This window comes from Kribbella sp. VKM Ac-2566 (assembly GCF_004366005.1).
GTDB classification, from domain to species: Bacteria; Actinomycetota; Actinomycetes; order Propionibacteriales; family Kribbellaceae; genus Kribbella; species Kribbella pratensis.
This window is the reverse complement of the sequence record NZ_SODT01000011.1, coordinates 386,451-413,171: the sequence shown is the minus strand read 5'-3', so window position 1 is coordinate 413,171 and position 26,721 is coordinate 386,451. Positions and strand designations below refer to the sequence as shown.

General features: G+C 68.1%; 29 protein-coding genes. 16 read left to right on the top strand and 13 right to left on the bottom strand.

Going from position 1 to position 26,721, the window contains the following annotated elements:
• The first annotated feature begins 126 nt into the window (after positions 1 to 126).
• From EV647_RS24745 to EV647_RS24725, 5 genes are all read left to right on the top strand, one after another.
• Entirely contained in the window at positions 127 to 2,607 is a 2,481-nt protein-coding gene (locus EV647_RS24745; RefSeq protein ID WP_134006762.1) for a DUF4091 domain-containing protein, read from the top strand.
• 4 nt (positions 2,608 to 2,611) lie between these two features.
• A complete protein-coding gene (locus EV647_RS24740) occupies positions 2,612 to 2,899 on the top strand; it encodes a 4a-hydroxytetrahydrobiopterin dehydratase (RefSeq protein WP_134006760.1) in 288 nt (95 codons plus the stop codon).
• An 87-nt stretch (positions 2,900 to 2,986) separates the two neighbouring features.
• The gene (locus tag EV647_RS24735) at positions 2,987 to 3,910 is read left to right on the top strand and encodes a hypothetical protein (protein WP_134006758.1); all 924 of its coding nucleotides are present in this window, start codon (positions 2,987 to 2,989) and stop codon (positions 3,908 to 3,910) included.
• Positions 3,853 to 4,053, top strand: a complete 201-nt coding sequence (locus tag EV647_RS24730) for a hypothetical protein (protein WP_134006756.1) — start codon at positions 3,853 to 3,855, stop codon at positions 4,051 to 4,053. The genes EV647_RS24735 and EV647_RS24730 overlap by 58 nt, the downstream gene beginning before the upstream one ends.
• Before the next feature lie 159 nt (positions 4,054 to 4,212).
• Positions 4,213 to 5,037, top strand: a complete 825-nt coding sequence (locus EV647_RS24725; protein ID WP_134006755.1) for an acyltransferase domain-containing protein — start codon at positions 4,213 to 4,215, stop codon at positions 5,035 to 5,037.
• On the opposite strand, the gene EV647_RS24720 is transcribed toward EV647_RS24725, so the two are convergent.
• The 4 genes from EV647_RS24720 to EV647_RS24705 form a co-directional block, all read right to left on the bottom strand.
• Complete coding sequence (locus EV647_RS24720) at positions 5,032 to 6,249, bottom strand: hypothetical protein (RefSeq protein WP_134006753.1); 1,218 nt, start codon at positions 6,247 to 6,249, stop codon at positions 5,032 to 5,034. The genes EV647_RS24725 and EV647_RS24720 overlap by 6 nt on opposite strands.
• A 75-nt stretch (positions 6,250 to 6,324) precedes the next feature.
• On the bottom strand, positions 6,325 to 6,954 hold the full coding sequence (locus tag EV647_RS24715) for a DedA family protein (RefSeq protein ID WP_134006751.1): 630 nt from the start codon (positions 6,952 to 6,954) through the stop codon (positions 6,325 to 6,327).
• Between the two features lie 96 nt (positions 6,955 to 7,050).
• Positions 7,051 to 8,232 (bottom strand): cytochrome P450, encoded by a 1,182-nt coding sequence (locus EV647_RS24710; protein ID WP_134006749.1) that lies wholly within the window; start codon positions 8,230 to 8,232, stop codon positions 7,051 to 7,053.
• Between the two features lie 9 nt (positions 8,233 to 8,241).
• Complete coding sequence (locus EV647_RS24705) at positions 8,242 to 10,932, bottom strand: helix-turn-helix transcriptional regulator (protein ID WP_134006748.1); 2,691 nt, start codon at positions 10,930 to 10,932, stop codon at positions 8,242 to 8,244.
• Between the two features lie 93 nt (positions 10,933 to 11,025).
• Between EV647_RS24705 and EV647_RS24700 the strand changes: the two genes are divergently transcribed.
• The 3 genes from EV647_RS24700 to EV647_RS24690 are packed head-to-tail and all read left to right on the top strand — an operon-like array spanning position 11,026 to position 12,865.
• A complete protein-coding gene (locus EV647_RS24700; RefSeq protein ID WP_134006746.1) occupies positions 11,026 to 12,084 on the top strand; it encodes a class I SAM-dependent methyltransferase in 1,059 nt (352 codons plus the stop codon).
• Between the two features lie 33 nt (positions 12,085 to 12,117).
• Entirely contained in the window at positions 12,118 to 12,435 is a 318-nt protein-coding gene (locus tag EV647_RS24695) for a helix-turn-helix transcriptional regulator (RefSeq protein ID WP_134006743.1), read from the top strand.
• Positions 12,425 to 12,865 (top strand): SRPBCC domain-containing protein, encoded by a 441-nt coding sequence (locus EV647_RS24690; protein WP_134006742.1) that lies wholly within the window; start codon positions 12,425 to 12,427, stop codon positions 12,863 to 12,865. The genes EV647_RS24695 and EV647_RS24690 overlap by 11 nt, the downstream gene beginning before the upstream one ends.
• 166 nt (positions 12,866 to 13,031) lie before the next feature.
• Here EV647_RS24690 and EV647_RS42165 read toward each other — a convergent pair whose 3' ends face one another.
• Positions 13,032 to 13,208: a DUF5302 domain-containing protein gene (locus EV647_RS42165; protein ID WP_157996243.1), complete on the bottom strand. Its 177-nt coding sequence runs from the start codon at positions 13,206 to 13,208 to the stop codon at positions 13,032 to 13,034.
• Positions 13,209 to 13,353: 145 nt separating this feature from the next.
• On the opposite strand from EV647_RS42165, the gene EV647_RS24685 reads away from it, so the two are divergent.
• Positions 13,354 to 14,004: a LysE family translocator gene (locus EV647_RS24685; RefSeq protein WP_202871158.1), complete on the top strand. Its 651-nt coding sequence runs from the start codon at positions 13,354 to 13,356 to the stop codon at positions 14,002 to 14,004.
• A 51-nt stretch (positions 14,005 to 14,055) separates the two neighbouring features.
• Entirely contained in the window at positions 14,056 to 14,943 is an 888-nt protein-coding gene (locus EV647_RS24680) for an aminoglycoside phosphotransferase family protein (RefSeq protein WP_134007606.1), read from the top strand.
• Here the strand turns inward: EV647_RS24680 and EV647_RS24675 are convergent.
• From EV647_RS24675 to EV647_RS24660, 4 genes are all read right to left on the bottom strand, one after another.
• Entirely contained in the window at positions 14,930 to 15,655 is a 726-nt protein-coding gene (locus EV647_RS24675) for a bifunctional 2-polyprenyl-6-hydroxyphenol methylase/3-demethylubiquinol 3-O-methyltransferase UbiG (protein ID WP_134006740.1), read from the bottom strand. The two genes, EV647_RS24680 and EV647_RS24675, sit on opposite strands and share 14 nt — an antisense overlap.
• A 148-nt stretch (positions 15,656 to 15,803) precedes the next feature.
• The gene (locus tag EV647_RS24670; protein ID WP_238175563.1) at positions 15,804 to 16,589 is read right to left on the bottom strand and encodes an ABC transporter permease; all 786 of its coding nucleotides are present in this window, start codon (positions 16,587 to 16,589) and stop codon (positions 15,804 to 15,806) included.
• Positions 16,586 to 17,341 carry an ABC-2 family transporter protein gene (locus EV647_RS24665; RefSeq protein ID WP_134006738.1) on the bottom strand — a complete coding sequence of 252 codons (756 nt, stop codon included), beginning with the start codon at positions 17,339 to 17,341 and terminating at the stop codon, positions 16,586 to 16,588. The genes EV647_RS24670 and EV647_RS24665 overlap by 4 nt, the downstream gene beginning before the upstream one ends.
• Positions 17,338 to 18,306, bottom strand: coding sequence for an ATP-binding cassette domain-containing protein (locus tag EV647_RS24660; RefSeq protein ID WP_166680428.1), 969 nt, complete (start codon positions 18,304 to 18,306; stop codon positions 17,338 to 17,340). Before EV647_RS24660 ends, EV647_RS24665 begins: the two co-directional genes overlap by 4 nt.
• Before the next feature lie 62 nt (positions 18,307 to 18,368).
• On the opposite strand from EV647_RS24660, the gene EV647_RS24655 reads away from it, so the two are divergent.
• On the top strand, positions 18,369 to 19,340 hold the full coding sequence (locus EV647_RS24655) for a YafY family protein (RefSeq protein WP_134006736.1): 972 nt from the start codon (positions 18,369 to 18,371) through the stop codon (positions 19,338 to 19,340).
• A gap of 3 nt (positions 19,341 to 19,343) precedes the next feature.
• Here EV647_RS24655 and EV647_RS24650 read toward each other — a convergent pair whose 3' ends face one another.
• Together EV647_RS24650 and map are read right to left on the bottom strand one after the other, a co-directional pair.
• Positions 19,344 to 19,703, bottom strand: coding sequence for a hypothetical protein (locus EV647_RS24650; protein WP_134006734.1), 360 nt, complete (start codon positions 19,701 to 19,703; stop codon positions 19,344 to 19,346).
• 11 nt (positions 19,704 to 19,714) lie between these two features.
• A complete protein-coding gene (gene map, locus EV647_RS24645) occupies positions 19,715 to 20,497 on the bottom strand; it encodes a type I methionyl aminopeptidase (RefSeq protein ID WP_134006732.1) in 783 nt (260 codons plus the stop codon).
• A 65-nt stretch (positions 20,498 to 20,562) separates the two neighbouring features.
• Here map and EV647_RS24640 point away from each other — a divergent pair, with 65 nt between their 5' ends.
• On the top strand, positions 20,563 to 20,829 hold the full coding sequence (locus EV647_RS24640; RefSeq protein WP_134006730.1) for a helix-turn-helix domain-containing protein: 267 nt from the start codon (positions 20,563 to 20,565) through the stop codon (positions 20,827 to 20,829).
• A 168-nt stretch (positions 20,830 to 20,997) separates the two neighbouring features.
• On the opposite strand, the gene ychF is transcribed toward EV647_RS24640, so the two are convergent.
• Both ychF and EV647_RS24630 read right to left on the bottom strand, forming a co-directional pair.
• Positions 20,998 to 22,074, bottom strand: a complete 1,077-nt coding sequence (gene ychF / locus EV647_RS24635) for a redox-regulated ATPase YchF (protein ID WP_134006728.1) — start codon at positions 22,072 to 22,074, stop codon at positions 20,998 to 21,000.
• Between the two features lie 43 nt (positions 22,075 to 22,117).
• On the bottom strand, positions 22,118 to 22,639 hold the full coding sequence (locus EV647_RS24630; protein ID WP_134006726.1) for a GNAT family N-acetyltransferase: 522 nt from the start codon (positions 22,637 to 22,639) through the stop codon (positions 22,118 to 22,120).
• 67 nt (positions 22,640 to 22,706) lie between these two features.
• Here EV647_RS24630 and EV647_RS24625 point away from each other — a divergent pair, with 67 nt between their 5' ends.
• The 4 genes from EV647_RS24625 (at position 22,707) to EV647_RS24610 (ending at position 26,680) form a co-directional block, all read left to right on the top strand.
• Complete coding sequence (locus EV647_RS24625) at positions 22,707 to 23,573, top strand: DUF817 domain-containing protein (RefSeq protein ID WP_238175564.1); 867 nt, start codon at positions 22,707 to 22,709, stop codon at positions 23,571 to 23,573.
• 69 nt (positions 23,574 to 23,642) lie between these two features.
• Positions 23,643 to 24,407, top strand: coding sequence for a polysaccharide deacetylase family protein (locus EV647_RS24620; protein ID WP_134006723.1), 765 nt, complete (start codon positions 23,643 to 23,645; stop codon positions 24,405 to 24,407).
• A 30-nt stretch (positions 24,408 to 24,437) separates the two neighbouring features.
• Positions 24,438 to 25,409: a methyltransferase gene (locus EV647_RS24615; protein ID WP_134006721.1), complete on the top strand. Its 972-nt coding sequence runs from the start codon at positions 24,438 to 24,440 to the stop codon at positions 25,407 to 25,409.
• Between the two features lie 101 nt (positions 25,410 to 25,510).
• Complete coding sequence (locus EV647_RS24610) at positions 25,511 to 26,680, top strand: DNA recombination protein RmuC (RefSeq protein ID WP_134006719.1); 1,170 nt, start codon at positions 25,511 to 25,513, stop codon at positions 26,678 to 26,680.
• Positions 26,681 to 26,721: the final 41 nt, after the last annotated feature.

Sequence of the window (26,721 nt, the reverse complement as noted above, 5' to 3'; positions counted from 1 at the left end):
GTCGCTGCCTTGATCGAAGCTGCGCACAGCTGCGATCAATCGGTCATTTTCCAGCACGCGACGCCTTGACGCGCTCATCCTCCAGCTTTACGGTGAGGACCGTAATTCCGGCGAGAGGAGCAGCTCGTGAGGAAGACCGGTTCGTTGCTCGTAGCAATCACTGTGCTTGCGGGCCTGATTCAGGTGGGCACGGCCCAGGCCGCCGCGCCGGCCGGCGTGTTCCAGGACTTCGAGTCCGACACCGACCTGCAGGGCGCGACCGTCACCCTGCCCCAGGTCGACAGGATCGAGCGCACCGCCGACCCGACGCACGGCAGCTCCGGCCTGAAGTTCACCGTTGGCCCGTCCAACACTCCGGGAGCCAGTGCGTCGTCCGGCATCAACCTGTACGCCGGAACGCCGAGCCTCCCGGTGTCGGACTGGTCCGGCCACACCGTGCTGGGCTTCGACTTCTTCACCGAGCAGGACTACACGACCGTCGGCCGGATCACCGTCCGGGATCAGTCGAACAAGGCGTGGGGCATGGACTACCCCATCCGGGCCCGCGACTGGACGCCGATCACGCTGCGGATGAGCACGATCGCGGCCGCCGGTGTCGACATCACCCGGATCGCCTACCTCAGCTTCTCGATGCCGCGATCCAAGACGCCCGTCATCGGTCACTACGACGCCTTCCGGCTCGTCGACAGCTACCCGTACGACCAAACGCCGTACGGCGACATGGCAGCCGCCCAGCTACTGCGGCTGGTCGACTTCAACGGCGTACTGACCAGGCTTGCGGACCAGATCAAGGGACTCGACCGGTCGCTGGGGCATGAGGCGGCGGACGAGCGTCTCAAGACTCAGGTGCGGGCCGCGGAGGCGCAGTGCGCGGACCTGCGGGAGAAGCTCGCCGGGGGGCCGATGACGTATGCGCAGTACCAGCCGTTCAACGCGGGCGTCACCGCGTTGCAGCGGACCGTGCCGCGATTGTCGAACACCATCCAGGCACGGGCGCACGACCGCGGCGCCGACTTCGGTGTGGAGTCCGCCGACTCGATGGCGCTGGTGTACCCGAAGGACCTGCCGTTCACCTCGACCGGTACGGCGCCGACGGTGTCGCTGACCCGTGGTGAGTACGAGAACGTTCAGGCCGTCGTACTGCCGTTCGCCGAGCCGCTGACCGGCGTACAGGCCAAGGTCACGTCGGTGTCCGGCAAAGGCGCGCTGCAGGCCACGGTCGCTCCGGTCGGTTCGCTGAACGTGACGCCGACGAACGTGTACCACCGACCCACGTACGCCGGTTGGACGCCCGACCCGATCCGTGACGACCTGACGTCGGTCGACGTACCCGCGGACACGTTCCAGCCGTACTGGATCCGGCTGAAGGCAGCGGCGACAGCCGCACCTGGCACGTACCACGTGACGGTTGCGTTTTCTGCGGCCGGCAAGCGGACCCGCACCATGACCGTGGCCGCCAAGGTCTGGCCCGTGACGGTGCCCGACGCGCCGAAGCTCAACACCACGTTCCAGTTCACGCCCGCGATCGTCAACGACCTCTACGGGATCACCGACCCGGCGGCGCAGGAGGCGGCCAAGCACCAGTACTGGTCCTTCCTGCACGACTACAAGATCGAGCCGGACCAGCTCTACACCTGCGCCTGCATCCCCTCGAACGCGAACCCGGTGATCGTGCCGACCCCCGTCGAGGACGTTCTGTACATCCGGGACCACTACGGACTGCGTGACTTCAACGCGTTCTACCTGTGGGCCGGTCTGCTCAACCCGTCCAAGCCGGAGACCTGGCAGGCACAGATCGACACGTGGATCGCCCAGTTGCGGACCGCGATGGACCGCTACCGCGCAGCTGGTGTCGACAAATATGCATATGTGTACGGCTTCGACGAGGCGAACGGCCCGCTGCTGCAGGCGGCGAAGCAGACCTTCGCCGCGGTGAAGCAGGCGTTCCCGGACCTGCCGATCCTCACGACGCTGCGGGACAACTCGATGGGCGTCGACACCGGACTGGCCGGCCTCGTCGACATCTGGGCGCCGCAGCAGGATCTGTACGACCAGGCGGTCGCCGAGCGAACCCGTGCCCGCGGCGACCAGGCCTGGTGGTACCCGGACATCGCCACCGGCTCGCCGTTGCCGAACTGGTTCAACGGCTACCCGCCGATCGACGCCCGGACGTTGGTCGGGCCAATGTCCTACAAGGCCGGTGTGGAAGGCGTTCTGTACTACGCGACCAACCGCTGGCTCCGCTCCGACCACGCCAACCAACTGCTGGTGAACGACGGCATCCTCTCCGCGTGGAGGGCAGCGACGTTCAACGGTACGGCGGGTGACGGGTCGATGTTCTACCCCGGACCGAGCGGCCCGATGGCGTCGATCCGGCTGGAGAACTTCCGCGACGGAATGGAGGACTACAACCTCCTGTGGCAGTTGCAGCACGACGTACAGAGCAACCCGGACCTCCCGGCGGCGCTGAAGGCCCACGCCGCCGAACTGCTCACGGCGGACGCCGTGGTGACCAACCAGCGCACGTTCACCGAGGACCCGGCGCGCTACCGCGCCTGGCGCACCGACGTCATCGCCACTCTCACCGCCATCGGGGGTCTAGAGTGAGCGCATGAGTGAGCTCTTGACCGACGACCAGATCGACCTCGCGTTGCGCGACCACCTCCCGGAGTGGAAGGTCGTCGACAACGAGCTGGTCCGAAGCGTCAAGAGGGACACATTCCTGGACGGCATCCGCCTGGTGGCGACCGTCGCGCAGTTGGCGGAGTCGATGAACCACCACCCGGACATCGACATCCGCTACACCACCATCACGTTCCGGGTCAGCAGCCACGAGGCCGGCGGCATCACCGACGACGACCTGGTCCTCGCGCGGCACATCGACACGGCTGCAGGCTAGGCGCCGGCTGACCGCTTTCCGTCATGGCGCTTGTCGGCCACGGCAAGCGCTGGTGGCCGTGAGGTCACAGCCCTTACACCTAAGGGCATGACCTCACGCCGCTACGCCCTCGCCACCGCGACCGTCGCCCTGCTCAGCGTTCTCTCCACACCTGCCGTCGCAACCCCCGACCCGTCCTGGAACCGGCCACACTGCGGCAAGGTGTACGGCGACGGATCGGTGACGTTCACCGAGACGGACGGCCAGGTTCTCGCGGGTACGACGGGCACGCTGCGCGCCGTCACCTACGCGAAGGTCGCCGCGCTGCAGGAACCGAACACGCTCATCGGCATCGGCCGGCAGACGATCCAGCGCTCGAGTGACGCCGGCTGCAGCTGGCAGTTGCTCGACAAGACACCGGACGACCTGAGTACGTACGACGTACAGCCGGGTCCGGGCGACTCGGCGTACGTCTACAGCGTCAACGACCAGCCCATCCATCGCGTGCACGGCTCGCAGGTCACCACAGTCCTCGGGCCGGTCGCCGGCGGCGGACTGGCGGCGCTGGACGCGCGACCTGGACGACTGCGGGCCGTCGCGGGCGACGGACAGCTCTACGACTCCATCGACGACGGCACGAGTTGGCAGCGTGTCGGCGGACCGGCGGCGCCTGATCTCTTCCTGTACGACGCCGTGGTGGATCCGCGGAACCCGGATCACGTGGTGGCCGGCGTCATGTCGGACGGCGTGTACGTGACGTTCGACGGCGGGCGGACGTGGACCCGGTCGCGGCCGGTCGAGCGGGTGAACGCGTTCAGCCTGGCGATGTCGCCGGCCGACCCGTCGAAGGTGTGGATGGAGGGGTACGACCGGGACCGGTCGACCCGGTTCATCTGGGAGTCGACCGACGGCGGGCAGAAGTTCCGCGAGGTGCTGGACCAGAGCCGGGCCGACCTGGTCAACGGCAACAAGATGTGGGCCTCACCGGTCGACCCGGACCTGCTCTACTTCAGCTACGGCACGTCCTCCTGAACTTCGGCGCCGACCTCTACCGCTTCGTCCCCTCCACCGGCGCCCTCACCAAGAACCACAACACCTTCGACGGCATCCCGTCGCTGGCCTTCAACCCCGCCAACCCGAAGATCCTCTACCTGGGCCTCGCCGAGGAGCGCTGAGGCGCGGCGGACCTGCGCCACTCACCAACCCACGCCAGAGCCCGCTCCGCCCGCCTGGCTGAGCGCAGACAGTCTGAACTCTCAGTGGTTGGTGAGTGGCGGAGGTCCGCGCATCAGATCGTAAGTCTCTGGCTCATTGAGATCGGTTACCGTTGACGAGTGACGAGTGTCGAGGAATATCGCCTGCTGGGGTTCGCCGATGTCGACCGGGAGGCGGCCGAGGCGTTCGTGCCGGACCAGGCTGTCGTGAAGGAGCTCGCGGACCAGATCCGCGGTGCGATCGGGAAGCTCGGCAAGGAGCCGGAGTTCCGGATGCCGGAGGACCCGCGGAACTCGATCCAGGCGTTCCTCGACACGGTTCCGGACATCCGCCGGTTCCACGCGGAGCGCGGGATCCCGGACGACATCAGCTGGGCGACGCTCGCCGACCTCGGGCAGCAGATCAAGGTGAACCGGCGTACCCACGGCGACTACGGTCTCGAGACGCACTGGTGGATGACGATCCACTGGACCGGCCAGATCTACGCGCTCGGCCGTCTGCAGTACCTGCTGCACCAGGTCCCGGAGGACAAGCCGGTGCCCGGCACCGAGCCCGGTGAGTGGATCATCGGCGTCCACATCCCGGAGACCGGTCCGCTGACGCCGGACCTGGTCGACGACAGCCTCCAGCAGGCCCGCGAGTTCTTCCCGCGGTACTTCCCGGAGTACCCGGTGCGTACGGCGAACCTGTGGTCCTGGTTGCTCGACCCGTACCTGCTCGACAACCTCCCGCAGGACTCGAACATGGTGAAGTTCGGCCGCCGCTTCACGCCGTACGGGACGCCGAACGACAGCCAGGACGGCGCGATCTTCTTCACGTTCCGCACCCACGGCACCGACCACCTCGACGAGCTACCGCAGGACACCCGCCTGCAACGGCTCGTCGTCGGCCGGATCAAGGACGGCGGCACCTGGCAGAGCGCGTACGGCTACCTCAAGCTATGACGGGCGGTTCTGACCGCTAGGTACGCCGTACTTCGCGAGCCAGCTCGCCAGCTCCATGTTGGACACGCACCGTACGTCGGGCTGCTTGCACGTCTCCGTCACGAAGGCGGTCAGCGCGTCGGAGTACACGCTGTTGTTCCAGCGGTTGAAGTGGTTGCCGAGGAACAGCGGCGGGTTGCCGCTCGCGCGCGACTTCGCGAGCGCCTGCCGGTAGGTCGCGAGCACCTGTGCCTTCAGCGCGGGCGCCTCGGCGATCGGCGCCTTCCGCGCCTCGGTCTGCGCGAACCACAGGTTGTAGTCCATCGTCAGCGTTTTCCTGGCCGTGCCGGCCAGCGTCACCGATTCCAGCGGGAAGTTCCACAGGCCGTCGGCCTTCTTCGGCCAGGCGATGTACCCGGGCGCAGAGGCGTCGTACAGCATGCCGCGCTGCGCCATCGCGAGCCTGTACGCGGGGCGGTTGCCCTCGAGGCACGGTGTCCGCATGCCCTTCACGGTGGCCGGGTCGAACGGCGGCTCGACCGCTTTGCCCGCCGCCAGTGCCGGGCCGGTCCGCACCATCCTGTCGAACGCGCCCAGTTCGGCGGTCCATTGCGCGGTCGTCCAGCGGCCGATGCCGGTTGCGCCGCAGAAGTGCCCGTTCGCGTGGGTGCCGATCTCGTGGCCCTCGGCGATCGCTTCCCGCAGGACCTTCGTCCGGCCGAGGATGCTGGCCGTGTCACCCCAGCCGATGTCGGAGGCGCCGGGTTTCTTGTACGGCGGCTTGTAGTCGGTGCGCCGGTCGCCGGGGTAGAGGTACGGGCCGGAGAGGAAGAACGTCATCCTCGCGTTGACCTGCTTCGCGACGGCACGCCAGCGGGCCCACAGCGCGAGATCGCCCGCGCCGTCGAAGGAGACGACGACGAACAGCGGCGGCTTGCCGTTGGGCAGCCGTCCCGGGAAGGACCGCAGTACCGGAGCCGCTGCGGGCAGTTTCCCCGTCGGAGTCGTCGACGGTTTCATCGGAGGCGGCGTCGAAGGTGCTGGCGGCTTCGGGGTAGGTGCCGGGGTGCTGGGCTTGGGCGTCGGCTTACCCGTGGGCTTGGCGACGGTGGGTTTGGTGGGCGTGGATTTGCTGGGGCTGGGAGCGCCTTCCAGCGGTACGTCGGCGCATCCGGCCAGCACCGCCGCGACTACAAGCGCGACGGCCGCGAGGTTCGCCCCAGGCCTCACCACGGGTCTACTGACGCACAAACGCCTGCAAAGGTTCGCGCGGGACACGCGCTCGCGCGGAAACCGGGGCGGGGATCGTTAAGCGGCCGTGACCTTCGCCGCGCGGCGCTTCACGACGATCCGCCGGGACGTCTCGACGACGAGACCGATCACCGCGGCGAGGCTCAGGCTGAACGCGAGCCCCTTCAACTGGTCGTGCGCGAACGCGTCACCGCCGAGGTACCCGAGCAGGGCGACGTACGTGTAGGCGACCGTCACACCGGCGAAGGTGAAGACGATGAACTTCTTGAACGAGTACCGCGTGGCGCCCGCAGTCAGCGTCGCGACCATCCGGGCGCCCGGGATGTAGCGGACCGTCATCAGGATCAGCCCACCGCGGGAGTGCAGCGCGGCCGACACCTTCTCGTAGAGCCGCTGGCGGCGCTCCTGCCGCTTCATCCAGCGGTGCAGTGCCGGTCCGGAGCCGCGGCCCAGGAAGTAGCAGACGGACTCGCCGATGACCGAGCCGGCCATCGCGACCGTGATGACGAGCAGCAGGTTCTGGTGACCGGCGGCCGCGGCCATGCCGGCGGTGATCACCATGCCCTCGCTGGGCACCACCGGGAACACTGCGTCGATCGCCGCGGCGGCGAACAGGATGAGCAGCAGCCAATGCGAGGCCATCGCAATGCCGAGCAGGTGTCGCGCGACCTCCATCAACTCCGTCACCCGGAAAGGATGTCATTGATTGTCAAGCGAGCCGCAATCCCACCGATGTGATTCGGGCCCGTTCACCCGATGTTCAGGCGATGCGACTGACCGGGGTCAGAGCAGCACGGGGAGTTCGCGGATCGCGTTCATCAGCAGGCTCGGATGCCGCGGCGGATCCTGCTCGGGTACGGCGAGCCGCAGCCGCGGGAACCGCTCGAACAGCAGACCGAGCGCGATCCGGCCCTCCAGCCGCGCGAGCGGGGCGCCGAGGCAGTGATGGATGCCATGCCCGAACGCGAGGTGCGCGGTATCGGTGCGGGTGATGTCCAGCTCGTCCGCGCGCTCGACCTTTCGTACGTCGCGGTTCGCCGGGAGCAACGCGAACACGATCACCTCACCGGCCTCGATCCGGCGCCCGGCGATGTCGATCGGCGCGCGGGCGACGTACGGGATCGCGGCCTGCAGCGGACCGTCGTACCGAAGGAGCTCTTCCACGGCCGTCGGCAGGCGCTCCGGCTCGCGCTTCAGCAACTCGAGCTGGTCTGGGTGCCTGAGCAGAGCGTGTACTCCGTTGGTGATCAGGCTGACCGTGGTCTCGTGGCCAGCGGCTAGCAGCAGGAAGACCATCGAGGTGAGCTCGTCCTCGCTGAGCCGGTCGCTGCCGTCGCGCGTCGCGATCAGGGCGGACAGCAGGTCGTCGGTCGGCGCCTGCTGCTTCTGCACGATCAGCTCGTGGACGAAGGCGAGCATCGAGGTGATCGCCTCGATGTACTCCTCGGCGGTGTACACGGCGGCGTTCACGAACACCGACGACCAGCGGCGGAAGTCGTCCCGCCGTACGGCCGGGATCCCGATCAGCTCGCAGATCACCGTGATCGGGAGCGGGTAGCTGTACGCGTTCACGAGGTCGACAGGCTCGTCTGCGGCGGCCATCTCGTCGAGCAGGCCGGTAGCGATCTCCCGGATCCGCGGTTCGAGCGCCTCGATCCGGCGTCGGGTGAAGGCGGCCGCGACGAGTTTGCGCAGCCGCGTGTGGTCCGGCGGGTTCGCGCCCAGCATGTGCTGCTCGGTGCGTGCGATCAGGTCGTCCATGACGCTGTCGCGGTGCGGCCCGTCCAGCGGCGAGCGCACCACGTCGGGATGGGCAAGCAGCTCGCGCGTCTCGGCGTACCCGGTGACTAGCTGGACGGGTACGCCGGTGAACAGCGTGAGGCGCTGCACGGGGCCGGTGGACGCGAGGTCCTCGAAGCCCCAGTGGCGGGCGATTCCGCTGACTTCCGTGAACGGCTGCCTCATGCAGCCAGCCTACGGTCCGAGGTGCTCGGACAGTTCGGTGCGCGAATGGATGCCGAGCTTCGCGTAGACCTTGCGGAGGTGGTATTCGACGGTCTTCGGGCTCAGGAACAGTCTGGCCGCGGCCTCACGGATGCTGTTCCCGTCCGCGAGCAGTACGGCGATCTGCCGCTCCTGTGGCGTCAGGTCGTCCGCAGTGCTCGGAACACGACGCCGTGCGGTCTCACCGGTCGCCTTGAGCTCCGCTGCCGCCTGGTCTGCCCACCCGAGTGCGCCCAGCGCGTCGAAACCCTCCACAGCGAGCCGCAGCTGCGTACGCGCATCCACACGCCTCCGCCCCCGTCGCAACCAAGCGCCGTACGCCAGCCGAGTGCGGGCAAGCTCAAACGCGTCCAGCGTCTCCTCGTGCCAGCCAAGCGCCAGAGCGAAGTCCGACTCGCTCTCACCGGCGACACCCCGCGCGCGTGCTGCTCGCGCCAGTGACCACGGCTGGCCTTTCGCCTCTGCAAGTGCCGAGTGTTCGCTCACTACGCGCTTCGCGTCGCCCGACCGCCCCAAGCGCAGGTAGACCTCGACCAGCTCCGGTGCGGGCGAAAGGTCCGGATCCTTCAGCCCGTACTCAGCCAGTACGTCGACCAACCGCTCGTACTGCGGTAGCGCCGCCGCCGGATCGCCACGTCCCAACTCCAGGTCTCCCAGCGCGAACAGCGACCACACCGTGCCGAGGCGGATCTCATGCTCCGCACAGATCCGCAGAGACTCGACAGCAAGCTCCTGGCACTCCGGTCTGCCCTGGTGGGACATCAGCCACGCCAGTCCGGCCAGGTTCATCGCCAGTTCAGTCGTTTGACCGGTCTCCCGCGACAGCCGGATCCCCTCGTCGTACGACGTCTCCGCATCGGGCCACCGATCGGTTGTCGCGTCGTCGCGGGCCAGCACGAACAGGAGACCCGGCAGCGTCCCGAGAGCGACCTGCTCGCGTCTTTCGAGCATGGCCTGCTGCAGTAGGGCTCGGCCCGTACCTGTCTCCCTGAGGAACAACGCAGCCAGCACCATCCACACCTGACGACGGCGGTCCCGGTCCAGCTCGTCGGAGGGCGCCAGCGCGATCGCTGCACGGATCTGGTCCGTACCACCGCTCCCGGCGAGCACCTTGGCGACGCCGCTCGCCAGCATGCCGATGATGCGCGGGCCAGGCCGGTCGACCGCCGGCAGCAGGCTGTCGAGGTCGTACGCCACCTCCAGCGCGCCTGCGGCGTCGCACAGCCGGAAACAGGCCGCGACTGCATCCGCGAGCAGACCAGTGGCGACGACCGGGTCCGTGGACTCCGCCGCGGCCGCGACCAGGATGTCGCGGGCGCGGCGCGGCGACCCGCACTTCACCTCGATGTCGCCACGAATCTCCTGCGCGCGGATCCGCACCGGCAACGGCGGCTGCAAGATCAGCGCATCATCCAGCAAGGCCTCTGCTCGCTCCGCCAGTCCCGCCGACCAGGCCGCTTCCCCCGCCGCGACCAGTCTGACCGCACGGTCCGGCAGTCCCTGGCTCAACCGCCCAGCACGCTCGTACGCCGTTGCTGCGACGGCATGTGCTCCACGAGCAGCCGCGTGCTCCGCTGCAAGCACCAGTCCGGCTGCCACCTCGTCGTCAGCGCCGAGGACTGCCTCTGACAAGTGCCACGCCCGCCGGTCCTGGTCCGGTGTGGCCAGAGCCACCGCGCGATGCGCCGTACGACGTGCTGCCGGGTCAGCACTCGTGTAGATCGCTGAGCGGACCAGCGGATGCCGCCACTGGACCTCACCGTCGCGAATGGCGATCAGACCGGCTGCCTCGCCCTCCTCCAGCGCGGCGACGTCCACGCCGAGCTCAGCGCACACTCGGGACACCGCTCCAAGGTCAGCGTCCAATGCCGCTACAAGCAGTGCGGTGCGTGCGTCCGGGCTCAGCCGGTTTGCCCTGCTGGCAAAGGCTTCTGCGAGCATCGCGGGGACTGGGAACGGTACGCCTGGTGGCATCCGGTGCAAGCGGGCCGGATCATCAGCGAGCTCCAGCAGAGCCAGCGGGTTACCGGCCACGGTCTGGTGCAGCTGCTCGACCAGGTCGCTCGGGAGATGCTGCACGACCTGCCGTGCGGCCTCGAGCCCGATGCCCTCCAGTTGCAGCCGGGGCAGGTCGGCCTCGAACGGATGCGGTTCGTCGACGCGCGCCGCGATCAGCATGACGATCGGGTCGGCCACCAGGCGCCGGGCTGCGAACAACAAGGCCTCTGCGGATGGTCGGTCCAGCAGGTGCGCGTCGTCGATGATCAGTGCCAGCGGCGTGTCCTCGGCGTACCGGCAGATCAGGCTGAGTGTTGCGGCGCCGACGGCGAACCGGTCCGCCGGGCTGGCTGCCTCGGGTCCCGATCCGAGCGCCAAAGCCGATGCGAGCGCTGTCCGTTGCGGTCCGGGGATACGGTCGAGGCCGGCGAGGACAGGGCGTAGGAGTTGGAGCAGGGCCGCGAACGGCAGCTCACGTTCGGCCTCGGTACCGCGTGCTCTCAGGACCTGCAGTCCGCCGGCCAGGGCAGCGGCCTCGTCCAGCAGCGTCGTCTTGCCGATGCCAGGCTCGCCGGTGATGAGCAGCACGCCTGCGGCTCCGACCCGCGCCCCCGCGATCAGTTGCTCGATCACCTGGCGCTCTGCCTCCCGCCCGATGAGCATGTCTCGCAGTGTGCACCAGGAACCCCACCTGATGCGATGGTCCGGCGCTGCTGCCTAAGTTCGCCGTACCACATCGCAAGGGGGAGAAAGCGAATGACTGTTGCAATCGACAGCGACAAACTGATGGGCTTCGTCTTCAAGGCGGTCGACGAGGTGGGGGCGACGCTGAACGCGGCACTGGTCGTGATGGGCGACCGGCTCGGCTTCTACCAGGCGCTTGCCGACCACGGTCCGAGCACGCCGGCCGAGCTCGCCGAGCGGACCAGCACCGATCAGCACTACACGCGCGAGTGGCTCAACGCGCAGGCCGCGGGAGGATTCGTCGAGTACGACGCGAGTACCGGCCGCTACACGTTGCCGCCCGAGCAGACCGTGGCGATGACCGATCCGAACAGCCCGGCGTACCTGCCCGGCTTCTTCCAGATCGCGCTCGGCACCGTGCAGCACACCACCGAGACGATCGAGGCCGCGCGGAGCGGCGCCGGCGTCGGGTGGCACGAACACACGTCCGACGTGCACGTCGGCTGCGAGCGGTTCTTCCGGCCGTCGTACAACGCGAACCTGCTGTCCAGCTGGCTGCCCGCGCTGGACGGCGTGGTGGCCAAACTGGAGCGTGGCGCGAAGGTGGCCGACATCGGCTGCGGGCACGGCGCGTCCACGATCCTGATGGCCGAGGCGTTTCCGAAGTCCCGGTTCACCGGCTCGGACTACCACCAGGCATCGATCGAGACCGCCCGGCAGCGGGCCGCGGGCCTCGGCGAACGGGTGACGTTCGAGGTTGCGGCGGCCGACAAGTTCAGCGGGTCCGGGTACGACCTGGTGACGACTTTCGACGCCCTGCACGACATGGGTGATCCGGTCGGCGCGGCCCGGCACGTACGCGAGGCGCTCGCTCCGGACGGCACCTGGCTGCTGGTCGAGCCGATGGCCGGCGACCAAGTCGAGGACAACCTCAACCCGGTCGGCCGCGCGTACTACGGCTTCTCAACACTGCTGTGCACGCCGGCCTCGCTGTCCCAGCCGGTTGGTCTCGCTCTTGGTACCCAGGCCGGCCCGGCGCGGATCCAGGACGTCACCACGGCGGCCGGGTTCAGCAGGTTCCGCACGGTCGCCCAGACGCCGTTCAACCTGGTGTTCGAGGTCCGTCCTTGACACAACAGTTCACCAACTGGTGAAGTATTCCGTGTGCTGACGAGGACCTTCGGAGCGCTCGCGGACCCGACTCGGCTGGCTGTTGTGGGCCGGCTGAGTCGGGGCGACGCGACGATGGGCGAGCTGGCCGAGCCGCACCGGATCACGCCACCGGCGATGACCAAGCACGTCACGGTGCTGGTCGACGCCGGTCTCGTGAGCCGGCGTCGGGTCGGCCGCACCGTCGTGTGCTCGCTCCGGCCGGAGGCGTTCTCCGAGGTGGAGCAGTGGCTCGGCGACCTCACGACGTACTGGAACAGCACCGTGGACCGGTTGGAAGAACTCCTGCGAGGGGACGGCGATGGACACTGAGATCCGGATCGAAAGGGTGCTCCCGGCAACGATCGGTCGCGTGTACGACGCCTGGACGCGTGCCGATCTCCTGGCTCAGTGGTACTGCCCGAACCCCGAACTCGAACTGAAGGTGCAGGCCGACGTGCGCACCGGTGGTTCCTATGTCGTGGAGATGGGGCCGCATGTGGTGCGCGGCACGTACCTGGAGGTCGACCCGCCGCACCGCCTGGTGTTCAGCTGGAAGTGGGACGGCACCGAGGACGAACCGACGCGAGTAGAGGTCGAGCTGACCGAGACGCTCGACGGCACCCGGATGCTGCTCAGCCACACCGGCTTCGCGAACGCCGAGGACGCCGCGAACCACCGGATGGGCTGGGATCCGGAGGTGCTCCGGCTGGTCGAGCTGCTCAACGCACGCCGGCCCGACCCCGCAGCCGACCGAGGATAACGGCGGTCGTCGGACCGCCAGGCCATCACAATTGCTTTCGCGCGGACGTCCTCCGCGGCAATCGCCCTGGAGAGGGCGATTGTGATGGCCTGGGGATCCGAGGAAAAGGTCGAGCCCCGGGCGGCAACCCGGGGCTCATGCGGATGGATGGACAGTTTGGCGGAACTCAGCTGCCGGACTTGCGCCGGAACTGGCGCTTCTGCTTGTCGTTGTGCGCGTCGCCGACGCCCTGCCCCCGCACTCCGGATCCCGGATGCGAGTGCTTCCCGGCGTTCTTCTTCTCGAGCGCTTCCCGAAACTTCTTCTGCAGATCGTCCGCCGGCTCGCTGGACTTGTCGCTCATACCGTCTCCTTCAAACCATAGGCGTACGCACCCACGCTAACCGAGGGTGAGTGTTACCGGCGAATGGATTCCAGCTCGCGGGAATCCCCCGCGGCGGATCGGGCAGCGCTGTTAGGTTCGGAGTACGTCGAGGGAGGGACACGGAATGCTGGTCAGCAACGAGGCACTACTCGGGATCGCTCTGGTCGAGCTGGGTCTGGTGATCGTGCCGGGACCGAACATGATCTACCTGATCTCCCGCTCGATCGCCCAGGGCCGCCGTGCGGGCCTGATCTCGCTGGCCGGCGTCGGGCTCGGCTTCCTCACCTACTTGCTCGCGGCAAGCGCGGGCCTCGCGACCCTGTTCGCGCTGGTCCCCCAGATCTATGTCGCGCTGAAGCTGGCCGGCGCGGCGTACCTGCTCTGGCTCGCCTGGAACGCGTTCCGCCCCGGTGGTACGTCGGTCTTCGCCACCCAGGAGCTCGAGCCGGACCGCCCGCGCAAACTGTTCGGCATGGGCCTGCTCACGTGCCTGCTGAACCCGAAGATCGCGATCCTCTACATCTCACTGCTCCCCCAGTTCCTGGACCCGTCCCGCGGTCACCTCGGCCTGCAGAGCCTGATCCTCGGCCTGGGCCAACTCACGGTGGGCGTGGCCATGAACGCCGTCTTCGTGATCACCGCAGGCTCGGTCGCCGTGTTCCTCGCCCGCCGTCCGACCTGGATGCGCATCCACCGCTACCTCACCGGCACCGCCCTGGCGGTCTTCGCCATCCGGCTCGCCACCGACCGCGCCCGCCCACTCGCAACCCACTGAGAACTAAATCGTGTGCGGCGCTCTGGGAACTCCCGGATACTTCTGGGCGTGATGCATCAGGGGCAACTGGACGTGACGGTCGAGCTGGTCGAAGGGCTCGTCAAGGAACAGTTCCCGGAGTGGAGCGGGCTCACGGTCCGCGCCGTACCGTCGAATGGAACCGTCAACGCGTTGTTCCGGATCGGCGACGGACTGGTCGCCCGGTTCCCGATCTTGCCGGGTGATGCGACGACAGTGCGGCAGGAGCTCGAGGACGAGGCGGAGGCCGCGCGACGGTTGTGCGCGATGTCGCCGTACCCGACTCCGGAGCCGATCGCGATCGGTGCGCCGGGCTCGGGTTATCCGCTGCCGTGGGCGGTGCAGACCTGGGTTGACGGCACGATCGCGTACGACGCGGACGTCGCCGGGTCGACCGCCTTCGCCGAGGATCTCGCGCGGTTCGTGCTGGCGCTGCGGGCGCAGCCGACCGAGGGGCGGGTGTTCACGGGCTCGTGGCGCGGCGGGGTGCTGACCTCGCAGGACGAGTACGTCGCGGAAGGGCTGGAGCGCAGCCGCGGGATGATCGACGTGGACGAGCTCGCCCGGCTGTGGGCCGACTTGCGAACGACGCCGCGTACCGAACCGGACGCCTGGACGCATCGCGATCTGATGCCGGGCAACCTGCTGGCGAAGGGCGGCCGCCTGGCCGGCATCATCGACGTCGGCACCTTCACGGTCTCGGACCCCGCGATGGATCTGCAGCCGGCGTGGAACCTCCTCGATCCCACCGCCCGCGAGGCGTTCCGCAGCGCGCTCGGCAGCGACTACGCGGAGTGGCGCCGCGGCATGGGCTGGTCGTTCGCCCAGGCCATCGGTTGCCTCTGGTACTACGTCGAAACCAACCCGGTCATGTCCCGCACCGCGCACCACACCCTGACCGCTTTGCTCACATCGCCCTAGCGACGAACACCCATTCCTTCCCGTGCCGATCCGGAGCCTCCCGTACGTCGTCGACCACGAACCCGGCCGCGACGAGCGACTCCTCGACCTCGTCCCGCTCGCGGAACCGCAGAGTGGACTGCGAGGTGAGTACGGCGCCGTCCGACGAGAACACGTACGTGCCCTGGAAGGAAACGAACGGCAGCTCCACCGACAGCAGATCGCTCCAGGCCTCCACCGTCTCACCGCCCGCAACCTGCCGCACCTGATGGGTGCGCTCGCGGGTCCACTCCTCCCACTGGCGCCGCGCCGGATCCCGCGTCTCGAACACGAACCGGCCTTGTGGTTCCAATGCGGCATGCACCCCACGCACCGTCGCCGACCACTCCTCGTCCGTCAGGAACACCTGCGCCACGTTCCCCGTCATCAGTGCAAGGTCCACCTGCAAGGGCGGCAACGTCGTCGCATCCCCGTGGATCCACCGCACCCGATCCGCAAACTCCTTGCCCCGAGCAACCTCCAACGAAGCCTCCGCCGGATCCACTCCGACGACGTCCACTCCACCCTTGGCGAGCAGACAGGCCAACTCACCCGTCCCGCACCCCACATCCAGCACCTGTGTGGCGCCGAACTCCTCCACGATCGCCGCGTAGTGCTCCAGATCGCCCCGATCCGGATCCAGCGCGTCATAAACCGCCACCAATCGAGGCTCCCCGAACAAGGCATCAACCATGCCCGCGACCGTAACCCGCTGCCCTCGGTCCAGCCACTGTTTTTGGCGCTAGGAACAGGACGTACATGTCTACGTATAGCGGCCCGCACGCCTGCCCAGACGGTGGATCGCCCTCAAATCAGGCACACCTCCTGTCCTTAGCGCACACTCAGGAGGTCGCCCCGGTGTACCGCCGCAACCCGGCCCGCCAAGCTAGCGCTGCTAGCGCAGCCGCGCCGGCTGCTGCCGCAACTCCGGCGAGCAGTACGCCGAATTGAGGGCCGCGGAGCAGTGCGGTTGACGGGACGCTTGCAATGAGCGCCATCGGGAAGACGTACGTGAGGAGGATGCGGAGGGGGCGGGCGAAGACATCCGTCGGGTACCGGCCGAGTTGCCAGGCTGAGTGGTAGAAGACGTCCAACTGCAGCTTCGGCGCCCAGAACGCCAAGCACGCCAGCAGCACGCTCAACGCCCACGTCACCACCGTCCCCGCCACAACCAGCACCAACCAACTCATCACCCCAGCGGCACCAGGCGACCGATCAGCGACCCCGATCCCCCAGGCCAGCACGCCGACCCCGAGGACAACCTGGATCAGCTGCAGCGGCGACGACAACGACAAGCTGGACAGGAACAAACTCGGAGCCGGCTGCAACAGGTAGCCGTCCAGCTTCCCCTCGCGGATGCCGGTCTCGGGGAACCACGACAGGTTCGGATCGATGAACGTCGTGCGCAGCCCGGTGATCAGCTGATACGTGCCGATCAGGACCAGGAACTCCGCCTTCGACCAGCCCGCCAACGTATCGGCGCGGGTGAACACGATCAGCACGGCCGCGATCGCCGTACCCAGACCTGTGAACGCGAGCAGCACGTCGAAGACGAGGTTGACGCGGAAGGCCACGCTCCGGCGCAGGGACATCGAGAAGCCGGCCGCCAGCAAACGAAGGAGTTTCACGAGCCCACCGCCGTGTACCGACGGACGCCGGCTCTCCACAGGACCATGACCACGCCGACCAGCACGACAACCCACACCAACTGATAGCCCTGCGCGCCGCCGCCACGCGTGCCGGCGGCGATCTCGGCCGGCAGACCGCTCATCCCGTAGAACGGCAACACCTCCGCGACCCGGCGCAACCCGTCGGGCAGCAACCCGATCGGCGCCGCCGTACCGCCGAACAGGAACACCAACTGGCTACCGAACCCCACCACCGCATGCACCCGATCCGTCCAGAACGCCGTCAACGACAACAGAAATGTCCACAGGAAAACGAGCACGGCGGCGAGCACGAGGTACGGCGCACTCCGCGCCACCGCCCACCAGTCGAACCCGACCTGCAACGCGATCCCGGTGAGCAGCACGATCGGTGCCCCGAGCAACGTCAACCAGGCGCGGATCGCGAGATTCATACCGATCACGCCGACCACCACCGGCTGTGGGCGGAGCAACTCGTGGCTGAGCGTCCCGTTGTAGATCCGTTCGGAAAACGTGTGCTGCTCGAACGACTCGGTCATCAGCGTCACCAGGATGACCGCGACGTAGTACCGCGCGATCGCCGGATCGTCCGGATAGACCGCGGACCACACGAACAACCCGATCAGCGGCGCGACCACGGCCTGCACCACGAGCGTCATCAGGAACCACCACGCGCCCGACCACTCCAGCACCTCCTGACGGAGCCGGAATCCGAGCAGTACGGCGGTTCTCATCGCAGCCCCTCGCGGTACGCCTGGTCGATGACCTTCTCCAACGGCGGCTCCTCCACCGCAAGGTCCACGACCTCCAACGCCTGCAGCAATCGGCCCGTCGTACCAGCGACCTCGTCCCGCGGCACCCGCAGCACCCATTGCCCGTCCGCCTTGTCGACCACCTCACCGAACGGCGAAGGGTCGCCTTGCGTGGAGATCCGGATCAGTTTGTACGGCGACAACCGCGCGGACAGCTCCGCGAGTGGACCGTCGTACTGGACCTTGCCCTTGTCGATCAGGATCAGGCGCGGGCAGAGGGACTCGACGTCGGCCATGTAGTGGCTGGTCAGGAGTACGGTCGCGCCGGTCTGCTCGACGTACTCCCGCACGAACTCGCGGATCTGGCCCGCTGCGGTGACGTCGAGACCGATCGTCGGCTCGTCGAGGAACAGCACCTCGGGGCGGTAGATCAGCGCCATCGCGAGCCCGACCCGCATCCGCTCGCCGAGGCTGAGAGCGCGGAGTTGGCGCTCGAACAGCGGGTCGAGCTCGAGGAGCGCCTCGAGGTCGGCCAGGGTACGGCGGAACGTGGGGCGTGGGACGTCGTACAGCAGGCGCTGGTACTCGAGGGAATCCATCACGGTCAGCTCCTGCGAACCGCCGACCGGTTGGCTGCCCCGCACGAACGCGATCCGTTTGAGGAAGGCGGAGCGGCGTTGCCACGGGACCGTGTCGAGGACCTGGACCGCGCCGCTGGTCGGGTGGAGGATCCCGGAGAGGATCTTCATCGTCGTGGTCTTGCCGGCGCCGTTCGGGCCGATGAACCCCGCGACCTCGCCCGGGGCGATCGTGAACGACACCTCGTCGAGGGCCTGGACGGTCTTGTACTCGCGGCGTACCAGCGAACCGAACGCCGCCCGCAACCCGCTCTTGCGAACCGGAGCCTTGTAGGACATCGAGAGGTTTTCCACCTCAACTGCACTCATGGTGGCGACCATGGCAGGAAAAGACGCCAGCTTCTGGCTTGTTTTCTTGAGATAGTCGGAGGATGCGCGCCGAACGGCTCCTCCGACTGCTGCTGCACCTGCAGACCCGCGGTCAGTCGACGGTCGCGCAACTGTCCGCCGCGCTGGACGTGTCGCCGCGCACGATCCAGCGCGACCTGGATCCGCTCAGCCTTGCCGGCGTCCCGGTGTACTCGATCCGCGGGCGCGCCGGCGGGTGGACGCTGCTGCCTGACTACCGCAGCCGGTTGACCGGCCTGACGCCGTCGGAGGTCATGTCGGTGTTCGTCGGCGCGACCGCCCACGTACTCGCCGACCTCGGCCTCGACGCCTCCAGCGAACTCGCCGTCACCAAACTGATCGCATCACTTCCCGAGGGCACTCGCCGCGAAGCAGAGTACGCCCGCCAACGACTCCTGATCGACCACGCCGGCTGGGACGACCGCCGCGAAACCCCACGCTGGCTCGACCTCTGCCGCCAAGCCCTCTGGGAGGAACGCCGCCTGGAAATCACGTACGGCGAAACCACCGCCGGAGATCGCACCGGGCCCGACAGCGACGACGGTCGGCGGCGTGGGCCGTTCGCGATCTCGCCTCTCGGGCTGGTCGCCAAGGCGCGCACCTGGTACCTGGTCGCCGCGCGCACCGACGGCCGCCTCCGCACCTATCGCCTGTCCCGCCTGACCTCGGCCGAGCTCACCAACGACGTCTTCACCAGACCCGCCGACTTCGACCTGGCCGCGTACTGGGCCCAGTCCCAGCGCGAGTTCCAGGCCTCGCGCCCGTCGTACCCGATCGTTCTGAAGGTTCGCGACCACGCCGTCCGCCGATTCCGCCCGACCGCCCCGATGCTCCCCGCGGACGACAACTGGTGGATCATCCACACCGACCTCGAGAACCGCTACGAAGCCCAAGCCGCCGTCCTAGCCCAAGCCGGCGCCGCCCAGGTCATCGCCCCACCCGAACTCATCACCCTCGTCCACGACGCCGCCCAGCAGATCGCGAACTCCCACTGACAGTCAGCCCTGCGCGGTCGCGATCATGAAGTTGTACGCCGCCAACCGCACCACGAACGACCGCACACCCCAGGGCCGCTGCTCGATCGGCCCCGGCTCTTGATGTGCCGCGTGAATCTTCTCGATCGCGTCAGCGGGTACCTCGACATACAACTGGACGCCCGCTCCGCGATGGTCCCGCGCCGCCGCCGGCAGGAACTGCTCCGAGTCCACGCCGAGCATCACCTGCCCGCCGTGCAGCTCGACGACCGCCATCGGGTCACCGGAGTCCTTCGGTGTCGCGTAGACGAGCGTCCACCCGTTGGCGACGAACTCGTCTGCGGCCGTGTACGGGTCGGAGGTCGCAAGGATCGGCGTCAGCACGGCACCGGAGCTTACGCCTGGGTCTGCTTCGGGAGGGTGAGGATTTCGGGGCCGTTCTCGGTGATGGCGATGGTGTGTTCGGTGTGGGCGGTGCGGCAGCCGGTGATGCTGCGGAGGGTCCAGCCGTCGTCGTCGGTGACGAGTTCGGCGGTGTCCTGCATGACCCACGGTTCGAGGGCGAGCAGCAGGCCGGGGCGGAGCTTGTAGCCGCGGCCGGGGCGGCCCGTGTTCGAGACGTGCGGGTCCTGGTGCATCGTCGAACCGATGCCGTGACCGCCGAACTCGGTGTTGATCGGGTACCCGGCCGCGCCGAGCACGGTGCCGATCGCCCGCGAGATGTCACCGATCCGGGCCCCGGGAACGGCGGCTGCGATCCCTTCGGCCAGTGCGCGTTCGGTCGCGCTGATCATCGCGACGTCCTCGGGCGCCTTGGACTCGCCCACGATGAAGCTGATCGCCGCGTCCGCTGCGATCCCTCCCAGGGAGACGGCGAGATCGAGCGTCAGCAGGTCCCCGTCGGCGAGCTGGTAGTCGGACGGCTTTCCGTGCAGTACGGCGTCGTTGACCGCCGTACAGATGTAGTGACCGAACGGCCCGCGCCCGAACGACGCCTCGTAGTCGACGTAACAGGACTGCGCACCGGCGTCGGCGATCAGTGCCTTCGTCCACTGGTCGATGTCCAGCAGATTCGTGCCGACCGCGGTCCGGCTCTTCAGCGTCTGCAGAATCCCACCGACCAGAGCGCCCGATTCCTTGGCTTGGGCCAGCTGGCGGGAGTCCAGGATCTCGATCATGCGCGGCCTCTCGTGTGCATCCAATAACTATACCGGCCATATTATCCCGGTACTATCATCGGATCATGGTCCGGCTCCCGCTCACCCCCGCGGAGGTCGAGCGCGGCGAGCGCCTCGGCACCTTACTTCGCCGCGCCCGCGGCGAGCGCTCCATGCTCCAGACCGCCCTCGACGCCGGCGTCTCCCCCGAAACCCTCCGCAAGATCGAGTCCGGCCGCGTAGCCACGCCCGCCTTCCCCACCATCGCGGCGATCGCCGACGTCCTCGGCCTCTCCCTCGACACCCTGTGGTCGGAGGTCAACCAAACCGAACCGAAACGCCTGGTGTCCTGACCACGGACGTGGCGCTGCGCTCTGACAAGACCTGACATACCCGGTCCCACCGCCGGCAGGCGGCTGGCCAACCCCAGCGGATGGCGTGAAGCGGGGCGGAGGTGACTTTGGGGAGGATGTTGTCCCGATCCGGGTAGAAAATCCTCCCCAGCCCTCCAATCCCTCTTCTCAGACGTTGAAGCGGAATTCGACTACGTCGCCGTCTTGCATCACGTAGTCCTTGCCTTCCATGCGGACCTTGCCGACGGAGCGGGCGGCGTTCATGGAGCCGGCTTCCATCAGGTCGTCGAAGGAGACGATCTCGGCCTTGATGAAGCCGCGCTGGAAGTCGGTGTGGATGACACCGGCAGCCTCGGGGGCGGTGGCGCCGCGCTTGATCGTCCAGGCGCGGGACTCCTTCGGGCCGGCCGTCAGGTACGTCTGCAGCCCCAGCGTGTCGAACCCGACGCGCGCCAGTACGTCGAGACCGGGCTGGTCGATGCCCATCTCGGCGAGCATCTCGCGGGCCTCGTCCTCGTCGCCGAGCTCGACCAGCTCCGCCTCGAACTTGGCGTCCAGGAAGATCGCCTCGGCCGGCGCGACCAGATCCCGCATCTTCTGCTTGAGGTCCTCGTCGGCGAGTTCGTCGGAATCGCAGTTGAAGACGTACAGGTACGGCTTCGCGGTCATCAGCATCAGCTCGCGGATCGCGTCCCGGTCCACGCCGGTGGCGATGATCGGCGTACCCGCCTCGAGGTGCTTCTGCGCCTCGCGCACCGCCTCCAGGACGACCGCCGACTCCTTCTTCAGGCGGGCTTCCTTCTCCAGCCGCGGGATCGCCTTCTCGACGGTCTGCAGGTCGGCGAGGATCAGCTCGGTCTGGATCGTGGAGATGTCGTCGGCCGGCGAGACCTTGCCGTCGACGTGCGTCACGTCGTCGTCGCGGAACACCCGGGTGACTTGGCAGATCGCGTCCGACTCACGGATGTGGCTGAGGAACTTGTTGCCGAGGCCCTCACCCTCCGACGCGCCGCGGACGATGCCGGCGATGTCGACGAACTGCACGGTGGCGGGAATCACCTTCTGCGAGCTGAACAGCTCGGCGAGCTTCCCCAGCCGCGGGTCCGGGACGCCGACCACTCCGACGTTCGGCTCGATAGTCGCGAACGGGTAGTTCGCGGCGAGTACGTCGTTCTTGGTCAGCGCATTGAACAGGGTGGACTTGCCCGCGTTCGGGAGCCCGACGATTCCGATGGTGAGTGCCACGGGCGTCAAGGTTACGCGGCCAACACCGAAGTACCCCAATCCGTCAGATCAGGAAGGCCTCGAGTTCGGCGTCGTACCAGCGGGTGGTGCGGCCGATCGGGCGCATGCCGAGGCGGTGGCAGACGGCCAGCGACGCGACGTTGCCCGGGCGGACGACCGCGTGGATCTGCCCGATCCCGGCCTTGAACCCATGCTCGATCGCCCCCCGTGCCGACTCGGTCGCCAGGCCTCGTCCCCACGCGTCCGGGTGGAGATGCCAGCCGACCTCGACCTCGCCACGCCCCGCGGTACCGTCCGTCGGGTCGGGCAGCGGGGCCAGTAATACGGTGCCCGCGATCGTCCCGGTGGCGCGTTCCTCCACGGCCCAGACGCCGTACGGCGCCTCGCGGCTGCGCTCGTTCCACCGCATGATCGCCTTCGACGCGGCACCGCGATCGGGCATCACCCGAGGCTCCGCGCCCAGCCAGCGCGACACCTCCCAGCGCCGGTAGATGTCGAAGACACGGTCGCCGTCCGGGTCCACCCAGTCCCGCACCACGAGCCGGTCGGTCTCGAAAACCACCATGCTCCCCACCTCCCAAGGCTGTTCATATTTCCGCGAACCAGCCGTTCGCAAGCAACGTCTCCATCCTGTGACCACTTGGACGGATCGGATCGGGATTCCCTCACGCTTCGTGTTCGGATGCCTGCAGTTCCTGCGTTTCGGGTGGCTGGAGGTGGTGTCGTGCCTGTTTCCGGGGTTCCTGTTCGCGGGCCTGGCGATCTCGAAGTACGTCGACCTGCCGATCGCCCGGTACGACGCCCTGCTGATCTACTGCCTCGGCCTGACACTGCTGTTCTGGGTGGTGCGGCTGGAGACCTGGCGTGAGGTCGCGGTGATCTTCGGGTTCCACCTGGTCGGGCTCGGGCTGGAACTGTTCAAGGTCCGGGTCGGTTCGTGGCAGTACCCGGGCGACGCGGTGACGAAGTTCGCCGGGGTGCCGCTGTTCGCCGGGTTCATGTACGCCGCGGTCGGCAGCTACCTGTGCCAGGCCTGGCGCCGGTTCGACCTCCGCGTCAGCAACTACCGGCCGATCCTGACCACGGTCTTCGCGGTGCTGATCTACGCGAACTTCTTCACCCACCAGTGGATCCCCGACCTGCGGATCCCGATCGCGCTCGGTCTGCTCGTCGTGTTGCGCCGTACCTGGGTCTTCTTCACGGTCGGCGTCCGGCGCTACCGGATGCCGCTGGCGTTGTCGTTCGCGTTGATCGGGTTCTTCCTGTGGATCGCGGAGAACTTCGGCACGTTCCTCGACGCGTGGAACTACCCGGACCAGGTGAGTGTGTGGCGGCTCGTGCATCCGGCGAAGTTCGGTGCGTGGTCGTTGCTGGTGAGCATGAGTTTCGTGCTGGTCGCGAGCGTGAAGTCGCTGGAGGGCCGGCTGTACCACCGCGGTGGAACCGCAACAGTCGAGATCTCACCGCAACACGGCAAGGCCAACCAAGCTGACAGGTAAGGCGTCTTCAGTGGTGTGAGGGCGCCTGAGGGGGCGCTGGGGAACCGCCTTAGTTGCAAGGGGAAAGTCATGTCCCGAAAGTTCGCCGCATTCGTCGCGACCGGGGTGGCGCTGGCCGTCGTCGCCGGTTCGTTGCTGGTCCTGGCGCTCGGGCACGAACGGCAACCACGACCGGCCGCCGCCACCACGCAAACCACGACACCGAGCCCGACGCCCACCGAGACACCGACGCTGAACGCACCGCCGTCGACACCGCGCAAACCGGCCCCGAACCCCACCGCAGCACTTGCCTCCGGCAACAAAAAGGTCCTGTTCCTCAGCTTCGACGACGGGCCGGACCCGTACTGGACGCCGAAGGTCCTGCAGGTCCTGAAGAAGTACGGCGCGCACGCGACGTTCTTCGAGCTCGGATCGATGCAGACCGCGCACCCCGGGCTCCGCGAGCAGGTGCTTGCCGCCGGCCACACGATCGGCAGCCACTCGATCACGCACCCGCAGCTGACCGCGATCTCACCGGCGAAGCGGCACCACGAGATCTTCGACGGACCCGACTCGACCTGCTTCCGCCCGCCGTACGGCGCCTCGAACCCGAAGGTCCGCGCCGACATCAAGGCGGCCGGCATGGTCCAGGTGCTGTGGGACGTCGACCCGCGCGACTGGGCCCGCCCGGGGACGAACGCGATCGTGCACAACGTCCTCACCCACGCGCACAACCACAACATCATCCTGATGCACGACGGCGGCGGCAACCGGGCCCAGACCGTCGCCGCGCTCGACAAGATCCTCCCGCTCCTGAAGGCCCAGGGCTACACCTTCCCCGCGATGAACTGCTGACGCCGGGCGCTCCGGGACGCACACTGAGCCATGGATGCTTCCCGGGAATTGTTCCGTCTGATCGGCGGGTACCAGGTGTCGCAGGCGATCTCCGTCGCCGCTCGCCTGCGGATCAGCGACGTACTGGCCACCGGTCCGATGTCCTTGGACGAGCTCGCCGCGGCGAGCGGGACCGATACACGAGCGCTGGCCCGGCTGATGCGGGCACTCACAGCCTTGGGCCTCTACACAGCCGACGGCGGGACCTTCGCGAACACCGAGCTCGGCGCGGCCTTGCGGGCCGATGCGCCGCGCTCGGCCGCCGGCTGGGCGCGCTTCATCGGCACGGGGTCGTACTGGCAGACGTACGCCGCCCTGGAGCAGAGCATCCGCACCGGTGACACGGCGTTCTCGATCCTGCACGGCGAACCGGTGTGGGAGTACCGCGCCAGGCATCCCGATGAACAGGACGCGTTCGACGCGGCCATGACGTCGATGGCTGATGCGGTATCCAGCGCTGTGGTCGCGGCGTACGACTTCAGCCGCTACGGCACCGTGGTGGACGTCGGGGGCGGGCACGGACGGTTGCTGCTCGGGATCCTCGAGCGCTACCCGACGGTCAAGGGCGTGCTCTTCGACCAGACCGACGTGGTGGCGGGCGCTTCGGCCGATCGGTTTCAGGTGGTCGGAGGCGACTTCTTCGACAGCGTCCCGGGCGGTGACGCGCTGGTGCTGAAGTCGGTGATCCACGACTGGGCGGACGCCGAGTCGATCGCGATCCTCCGGAACTGCCGCCAGGCACTGCGCCCGGGCGGTCGCGTACTGCTCGTGGAGCAGTTGCTCGATCTGTCGCCCGATCCGGTGCGTACGGCGTTCTCCGACCTCAACATGCTGATCATGACCGGCGGACGGGAGCGTACGACGGACGAGTACCGCACGCTGCTCGCCGCCGCCGGCCTCGAGCTCGTGGACACCGTCGCCACCGCGAGTCCTACGTTCGTGATCGAGGCCGCCGCGCGCTGACGGCTGCGATCCGGAACCGAATCGGACTTCTTCCCGCACTTTCCCGGAACTCTCGCGCGATCTGCCGGAAACTGTCGGTGGGGTTCGGCACTATCTGTGACATGACCGGTACGACGGTGTTGCTGATCCTGCTCTTCCTCGTGGTGGGGCTGTTGCTGGGCGCTGTGTTCGGCGTGCTGTGGGTGCGCGGACGGGACGGTGCTGCGCTGGCGCGGATCACGGCCGAGCGGGACGCGGCCGAGGACCGGGTGGTCGAGCTGACGCAGGAGCGCACGAGCGTCGGTCAGCAGATGGGCGGGCAGGCCGTCGTCAAGGAAGCGCTGGATCGCCTGCACGCGCAGCTGAATCAGCTCGAGCAGGGCCGCGCGGCGTGGCAGAGCCAGCTGCATCAGCAGGTGAACGAGGTGCGAATGAGCGGCGAGGCGTTGCGTCGCGAGACCGCCTCGTTGTCGACCGCATTACGCAAGCCGCAGGTGCGCGGCCGGTGGGGCGAGCTGCATCTGCGTCGCACCGTCGAGCTCGCCGGAATGGTTGCCCACTGCGACTTCACCGAGCAGACGACCACGGTCGCCGAGGACGGCGTACTGCGGCCGGACCTCGTGGTGAGGCTTGCCGAGGGCAAGAATATCGTCGTCGACTCGAAGGTGCCGCTGGCCGCGTTCCTCGACGCGAGCGAGTCCGACGACGCGGAGTACCGCGAGGACCGGTTGCGGGCGCACGCGCGGCACCTGCGGACCCATGTCGACCAGTTGGCCGCGAAGGCGTACTGGACGCGGCTGTCCCCGTCGCCGGAGTTCGTCATCCTCTTCGTGCCGGGCGAGTCCTTCCTGTCGGCTGCGCTCGACGTCGAGCCTTCCCTGCTCGAGTACGCCGCTGAACGCCGCGTGATCCTCGCGACGCCGACCACGCTGATCGCCACGTTGCGCGCCGCGGCGTACGCGTGGAACCAGTCGGCGTTGACCGAGTCCGCGCAACAGGTCTTCGAGCTCGGCCGGGAGCTGTACGAGCGGCTCGGCACGATGGGCGACCATCTCGGCCGCGTCGGGCGGTCGCTCACGTCGGCGGTGGAGGCCTACAACGGGACGGTCGGGTCGTTCGAGCGCCGGGTGTTCATCACCGCGCGCAAGCTCCGCGATCTGCATGTCACCGAGTCCGAGTTGACCGCGATGGAGTCGATCGAAGCGTCCGTGCGACCACTCACGGCACCCGAGTTCGTCGCGCTGGACGAGTCGCCGACCACAAGACGCTGGCCCCCGACACAGGCGGGCTGACAGTTCCGGAAGGTGATCGTCCGGAACCCGCACTACTGTCC

Coding starts and splice junctions, on each gene's coding strand:
- EV647_RS24740 (WP_134006760.1), top strand. CDS start 2,612: ATGAGTGAGCTCTTGACCGACGACCAGATCGACCTCGCGTTGCGCGAC.
- EV647_RS24735 (WP_134006758.1), top strand. CDS start 2,987: ATGACCTCACGCCGCTACGCCCTCGCCACCGCGACCGTCGCCCTGCTC.
- EV647_RS24710 (WP_134006749.1), bottom strand. CDS start 8,232: ATGAGGCAGCCGTTCACGGAAGTCAGCGGAATCGCCCGCCACTGGGGC.
- EV647_RS24705 (WP_134006748.1), bottom strand. CDS start 10,932: ATGCTCATCGGGCGGGAGGCAGAGCGCCAGGTGATCGAGCAACTGATC.
- EV647_RS24700 (WP_134006746.1), top strand. CDS start 11,026: ATGACTGTTGCAATCGACAGCGACAAACTGATGGGCTTCGTCTTCAAG.
- EV647_RS24690 (WP_134006742.1), top strand. CDS start 12,425: ATGGACACTGAGATCCGGATCGAAAGGGTGCTCCCGGCAACGATCGGT.
- EV647_RS42165 (WP_157996243.1), bottom strand. CDS start 13,208: ATGAGCGACAAGTCCAGCGAGCCGGCGGACGATCTGCAGAAGAAGTTT.
- EV647_RS24685 (WP_202871158.1), top strand. CDS start 13,354: ATGCTGGTCAGCAACGAGGCACTACTCGGGATCGCTCTGGTCGAGCTG.
- EV647_RS24680 (WP_134007606.1), top strand. CDS start 14,056: ATGCATCAGGGGCAACTGGACGTGACGGTCGAGCTGGTCGAAGGGCTC.
- EV647_RS24675 (WP_134006740.1), bottom strand. CDS start 15,655: ATGGTTGATGCCTTGTTCGGGGAGCCTCGATTGGTGGCGGTTTATGAC.
- EV647_RS24665 (WP_134006738.1), bottom strand. CDS start 17,341: ATGAGAACCGCCGTACTGCTCGGATTCCGGCTCCGTCAGGAGGTGCTG.
- EV647_RS24660 (WP_166680428.1), bottom strand. CDS start 18,306: ATGAGTGCAGTTGAGGTGGAAAACCTCTCGATGTCCTACAAGGCTCCG.
- EV647_RS24655 (WP_134006736.1), top strand. CDS start 18,369: ATGCGCGCCGAACGGCTCCTCCGACTGCTGCTGCACCTGCAGACCCGC.
- map (WP_134006732.1), bottom strand. CDS start 20,497: ATGATCGAGATCCTGGACTCCCGCCAGCTGGCCCAAGCCAAGGAATCG.
- EV647_RS24640 (WP_134006730.1), top strand. CDS start 20,563: ATGGTCCGGCTCCCGCTCACCCCCGCGGAGGTCGAGCGCGGCGAGCGC.
- EV647_RS24630 (WP_134006726.1), bottom strand. CDS start 22,639: ATGGTGGTTTTCGAGACCGACCGGCTCGTGGTGCGGGACTGGGTGGAC.
- EV647_RS24620 (WP_134006723.1), top strand. CDS start 23,643: ATGTCCCGAAAGTTCGCCGCATTCGTCGCGACCGGGGTGGCGCTGGCC.
- EV647_RS24615 (WP_134006721.1), top strand. CDS start 24,438: ATGGATGCTTCCCGGGAATTGTTCCGTCTGATCGGCGGGTACCAGGTG.
- EV647_RS24610 (WP_134006719.1), top strand. CDS start 25,511: ATGACCGGTACGACGGTGTTGCTGATCCTGCTCTTCCTCGTGGTGGGG.